Raw genomic sequence first — 4,388 nt, 5'->3', positions numbered from 1 at the left:
TAGGTACAGTACGCCCCTGTGGGGTTTTAAAATCCTGTCTACAGAATTTATCTAATTCATTCCATGCTGCGGCTTCTAGTTTCGTACAATCATGAGAGTAAAAGAATTCATGACAAAGTACCCATACGTTCTTTTCATCAAAGGCAATCACCGACGCCTCTAGCCTATCGAGTTGCTGATCTACAGATATTACGGTTGCTAATGCCTGTTCTGGAATATTATGTAGGTTAAATGAATCATCACGTGTTTGTTCAAGTTGGATAATATCAAGTTCTTTTTCATATTCGTCTTCGTATACTTCCCCTAGTTCGTTGTTATAGAACGTTTGGAGATTAAACGAATAAAGAGCGTCGGCATACCTTGAAACCATATCTTCGATAGTTCCAAGTGGCGAATACATACGGCTAATCTGATAACCTACTACACCTTTTTCACCATCTGGATTAGTAGCAATCCATCGGCCTTTGTTTACCATTTGGTGGCGTGTGTGTTCGTCTATTTCTTTTCCACACCCTGGACAAATCAATTTACTACTATTTGAATCTGGAATTGCACGACCATTTTCAAGTTGCTTGAATTCAAATTTAACTTGATCCCATTCAAATTTATATTCATGACCACATTCATGTTTAACGAACCAGTATCTTTTATCACTAAGATTGAATTCACTATTGATTAAATCATTTTTGAATAGTGGAGTACTGGCAACTACTATCAATGCATCATCACCAAATGTAGAAGTACGGGCTTCTGCTAGTTTAATTGGGTTCCCTTCTTCACCAATATCTACGTTTGATACCTCATCAAGTAGTACTGTTGAACATGTAATACCACGTAGGTTTCCTGGTGTATTAAGATTAAGCCAGTAAATGAATGTGCCGTTCTTTAATTCTGTTTGCTTCGCATTGTTCGCGGCGTTCTTATCGCTCTTGTCTGTTACAAGGGGTGATAGTACTGGTGAAGAATCTACTACTGGCATGAACTTACCAAGTCTGAATTTTTTAATCTCGTCTGCTGAACTACTGGCAAATGCAAAATTAGCCGGATCATTAGCCATTTTGTTCATGGCTATTGCCGTCATAACTTGTGTTTTTAATAATTGACTACATGCTTGGATTACAATCTTTTTAGTACTACGTGCTTGTGCAATATCCATTGGTTCACATTGAAAAGCGAAAGGTACGAAATCTAAACCCATACCCGGCCCATCAATTAATTTCATTACTCCACCAGCTTTGATCCACTCACTCGTTTTCTGTATCTTCGGTGGCTTGATCGTCGGTAGTACTTTCTGTAGAAGTGTCGTTAGTTTCTTCTGGTTCTGGTTCATGATCTAATATTTCTCCATCCTCTGGTAGTTCAAATTCCATTTCACCCAGTGAATAAAGATGTGTATCTATAACTTCTTTTAGTTTGTCGCGTAGGTCTTTTGCATCGTCCATTGCAAATAGTTCTAGATAGATCTTATTGGGGATACTTTTAATTGTTGTTTTAATCTGGAATAGATAGGCTGTTAGCACTTGTTCTACGTACTCACAATTTACTACCTGGTTTTCTTTTTCCATTAATTCTAATTCTGATAGGCTTGCTTCGGCCTTTAGTTTTTTGAGACGTTCAAGTTCTATTTGTTCTTTTGTATCGGTATCGCGTAATGGTTTAATTATATTATCAACAATCCATTCACGTGTTTGTGATTCTTCAATACCTTCACCATAAGGCATACCTTTATCACGCCATTGGCGTACTGTGGATTCGTCGTAGCCGTACTGTTTTGCAAGTGCGTTCATGCTAATATGTTTCATTTGTTCTATTCCTTTTTATGCATTATTTATGCAAGCATTATTCATCATCGGTTCGGATATGCTTTAATTTTGCATTTATATTTAAATCAATGCGTGGGCGAAAACTCGCTTTGATTGCCCCCCTTGGGAGTACCTTCTTATTTTATAATCAATGAGTTATGTGATTATCTGGAAATGATACTTTAGCTCTCACCCTATGCCACAACGATTAGCCATGCACTTTACTGCATAAAAATGCTGACTCTGTAGGGGATATGTTCGCCCAATAATGAGCCGCATAGTTCTAGTTCATCCCCTAATGCGTTCAAGTACTGAATAGTGTTTGCTTCGTACCCTGCATAGTTGATTGGATATCGCTTCGTTCCTAGTCTTGCGTACTGCAATGTGTGGTTAACATGTATGTATTTATGTCTTAGTACTGTGCAATATGAATCAATGAAGATATCGATGTAGTAAGGTGCAGGTAGGCGTAGGTGTACGGTATTGGGGATATCTTGACGTGTGGGTTCATAACCGCTCTGAGAGCCATCAGGTGCGATTACGAGAGTGCCGCGGGGATAATGTAGGTAAGTGATCATGCGAGCCTCCTATGTGCGTATAGGAGTATTTAGGACGTAAAAAAGCCCACGTGTTTGTGGGCTTACTTTAGAGAGGTTTACATTTTATATCGTCATACAATGTACCTTCTTTATTCATGTATGATGTACCATAATAATATCCATCACCAAATCTTTCATTGGTTATTACAATCTCTTTATAGTACTGCTCATTTGGTGCTGTTTCATAATGATATGAACCATATGGTGGTGGCATCTTATCAGTATAACGAGTTGCGTATATGCTACCATCAGTACTGAAAGCATCATTATGTATATCCCAACATTGGAAGTCGGGTATTGATGCATATGATGTGAACGGTAATAGTACTGCAATCATAAAACATCTCATCTTATACCCCATCATTAGCACATATTATGCAGTAAGTAATCTGAAAAACTTTCTTGTTTGTACTACGGCAATGATAAAACACCCTATTGCAAAACATGCTCTTAATCCACCATCGCCACTACCCATGTACATGATACTTGTGATAATCATGTTAACTATGATTAAAGGTACATACCAGTACAGTATAAAGTATATGCCCGATAATACACGGCATATCGCAGTGCTACTTTTAATATCGAATAACTTTGCAGTTATCTTAGTTAGTGGTGAAAACAACATCGCAAAGAAACCCGGTACAACCGTAAAAAGAAATATTGCTATTATCATTAATGGAATTTTAGCGGATACTACTTCACTAACATTAACAATAATAATTGCACCAGTGATTGCAGTTATTAAACCACCAATTAAAAGTTCTTTCGTTCCTTCGAACATTTCAGAGATATTATCTACAGTAATTTTCATTTTACTATCATTTGTTATGTACATGTGCTGTAGATAGTAACACAAAAGCCCTATAGGAAAAGTATATAGGGCTTTTTTAGGATTACTACTGTGGTTCAACAATCCATCTACCAGATGCATTTTTACTTACTTTGAATAATTGGCGATCATCACAGCCTATCTCTACATATCCAGAGAAGTTAGCATTGCTGAATGCTGTTACTTCATTACACGTATAATCACGCTGGATTAGTGCTTGTGCAAAGTCTTGAGCATCCTGCTTTTCTTGGTCTGTTAGTTTTACTGATTCAGTTTCTGCAACGGCATTTGTCGGCGTTCCATCTTTGAAATGGAAATACGTTGCTACGATTACAAAGCCCCAGATTAGTTTAGTACTGGTTTTCATATAAGCATCCATGATTATCAATGTGACATACACGGATATTATCGGCAGTTGGAGCAATAACTTTATTGTAGGTTTCATACCCCGTTCCAACCATCAACAAACCTACCCAAAAGGAACGAGGTATGAATATGATATTGTACGTGATAACTTCAGTTGTGTTAACTGTGCTTTGCCATTTCCGTACTCTGTGACGTTCAGTGCAAAGTACTTATGATTCCTTTCCTGCTCGTAGCGTTGATGTACATAGAGAGTTTACCACCTGTTGAAGCGGCCTACCTTGTAGCATCCACATATCCCACTACGTGATGCATTATGCATGATGTTCTTCACCCTGATAGAATTGCCATTTTAATATGCTCCTCTCACCTACCTAATCTTGTGATGTGATGTGATGTGATGTGATGTGATGATTTGAGTATGTACTGTTTGTTCTCACGATGATATTGTATGTAACCACTTATGATTAATAGAGTTCTATCAATGGAAGCCAATACTGTTACACAACTTATTACCGTAGGTGCTACTTTAAGTGGTGTGATCCTTACTGGAATATTCTCACTGGTTAGTCAAAAAATCACACAGAAGAATGATAATTATAAACTGAAGAAACAATTAACATTCAAACTAGTAGAAGAGGAATTAAAAGATAAACGGACGTTAATCAAACCTTTAATGATTTATTTTAACTCTCTAAACCTCCCTAGAAATTATGATTTCATTAATGACGATCAGCAACTAGAACGAATGATTATACAAAAATGCCCTGAGATAAAAGAACAGATAAGCCA

At 37.2% G+C, this 4,388-nt stretch carries 4 protein-coding genes and 1 pseudogene; 1 reads left to right on the top strand and 4 read right to left on the bottom strand.

The features are described 5' to 3' along the window. The 4 genes from GKAS_RS22805 to GKAS_RS22790 all read right to left on the bottom strand — a co-directional run. The coding region (locus tag GKAS_RS22805) for a terminase gpA endonuclease subunit (protein WP_246870766.1) at nt 1-1,222 on the bottom strand (1,222 nt) is incomplete at its 3' end. Between the two features lie 22 nt (nt 1,223-1,244). After that, nucleotides 1,245-1,802: a terminase small subunit gene (locus GKAS_RS22800; protein ID WP_246870765.1), complete on the bottom strand. Its 558-nt coding sequence runs from the start codon at nt 1,800-1,802 to the stop codon at nt 1,245-1,247. Between the two features lie 972 nt (nt 1,803-2,774). After that, entirely contained in the window at nt 2,775-3,215 is a 441-nt protein-coding gene (locus GKAS_RS22795) for a hypothetical protein (protein ID WP_035897747.1), read from the bottom strand. An 85-nt stretch (nt 3,216-3,300) separates the two neighbouring features. Next, nucleotides 3,301-3,600, bottom strand: a complete 300-nt coding sequence (locus tag GKAS_RS22790; RefSeq protein WP_147281551.1) for a hypothetical protein — start codon at nt 3,598-3,600, stop codon at nt 3,301-3,303. Nucleotides 3,601-4,080: 480 nt separating this feature from the next. Here GKAS_RS22790 and GKAS_RS22785 point away from each other — a divergent pair. Next, a pseudogene (locus tag GKAS_RS22785) lies at nt 4,081-4,388 on the top strand (hypothetical protein); the annotation flags it as partial.

This window comes from Kluyvera ascorbata ATCC 33433 (assembly GCF_000735365.1).
In the GTDB taxonomy this organism is placed as follows: Bacteria; Pseudomonadota; Gammaproteobacteria; order Enterobacterales; family Enterobacteriaceae; genus Kluyvera; species Kluyvera ascorbata.
Note: the sequence above shows the minus strand (reverse complement) of the source record. Positions and strands in the feature narration are given on the sequence as shown.